Genomic DNA, 1,196 nt, shown 5'->3' with positions numbered 1-1,196 from the left:
CGCGCCCTGTCACTGATTTTCAAGTAAGGATCGAACATGGCATTGCACCCTGACCTGGCAGCGTTTCTGGAACTGGTCGAATTCGGCAGGCTGACCGGCAAGAGTCAGCCCATGCACGCGATGGACGTGGCCCAGGCCCGCGCCGAATTCGCCGCCAGCTCGCAAGTGCTCGACCCCAGCCCGCCCGGTGACCTGAGTGTCAGCGAACTGAGCATCCCGACCCGCGACGGCGCCCAGCTGCCCGCTCGGCTCTACCGCAACGGGCAGCCTGCAGCTGCACCGCAACCGGTGATCCTCTACCTGCACGGCGGCGGCTATGTGGTCGGCAGCCTCGACTCGCACGACTCGGTGTGCCGGCGCCTGGCGAGCATGGGCGACTTCGCAGTGCTCGCCCCGGATTACCGACTGGCGCCGGAGCACCGTTTTCCGGTCCCTGTGAACGACGCGCTCGATGCCGCCAACTGGCTGGCCGAGCACGCCCTGGCCCTTGGGCTGGACAACCGCCGGGTGGTGTTTGCCGGCGACAGCGTCGGCGCAAGCCTTGCGACCGTCCTGGCCATCACTGCGGTCAAGGCCCCTGAAACGCTGGCGATCAAGCCGTTGGCGCAGTTACTGTTCTACCCGGTCACCGACCTGTCGTGCCTGCGCGACTCCCACCGCCAGCATGCCGAAGGCTATTTGCTGGAGACCGAGACGCTGGCGTGGTTCTACCAGCATTACGCACCGCTGCCCGAACAACGCCTGGACTGGCGCGCTTCACCGCTGCTGGCCCAAGTGGACACGCCGCTGGCGCCGGCCTACCTGTGGGTAGCGGAGTACGACCCATTGCACGATGAAGGCCTAGCGTATCGCGACAGGTTGCAGGCAAGCGGGACGCCGGTGACCTTTGTGCGGGCGCAGGGGCTTAGCCATGACTTTTTGCGGATGTCGGGGTTGGTGGGGCAGGTCGGGGGGATTTATCGGGATGTGGGGGCGTGGTTGAGCGCGGTTGGGGGACGAGCGTAATAGTCCTCGCGTGCCGTTACCGTAACAGAGCACACACACATCCAGGCCTATGTAGTGCGACCAACTTGGAGAGTAGGTGTGTGCTTTTTCTGATTCTTAACTAAGGCTTGCGCGCGGGTGATCTTGATGAAATCCCGCAATGCCAGGTAGGCATACAAGCCGCCACAGGGAGTGGTGACTGCAGCCAACCA

At 64.2% G+C, this 1,196-nt stretch carries 1 protein-coding gene; it reads left to right on the top strand.

Translation table 11 applies throughout. The features are described from left to right. Positions 1-36: 36 nt before the first annotated feature. Positions 37-1,005, top strand: coding sequence for an alpha/beta hydrolase (locus MOP87_RS13315; protein ID WP_027916316.1), 969 nt, complete (start codon positions 37-39; stop codon positions 1,003-1,005). Positions 1,006-1,196: the final 191 nt, after the last annotated feature.

Source organism: Pseudomonas sp. I3-I5, from assembly GCF_022699445.1.
GTDB lineage: Bacteria > Pseudomonadota > Gammaproteobacteria > Pseudomonadales > Pseudomonadaceae > Aquipseudomonas > Aquipseudomonas fulva.
Note: the sequence above shows the minus strand (reverse complement) of the source record. Positions and strands in the feature narration are given on the sequence as shown.

What these genes read in the sequence shown, in the direction of transcription:
- MOP87_RS13315 (WP_027916316.1), top strand. Translation starts at nt 37, where the DNA reads ATGGCATTGCACCCTGACCTGGCAGCGTTTCTGGAACTGGTCGAATTC.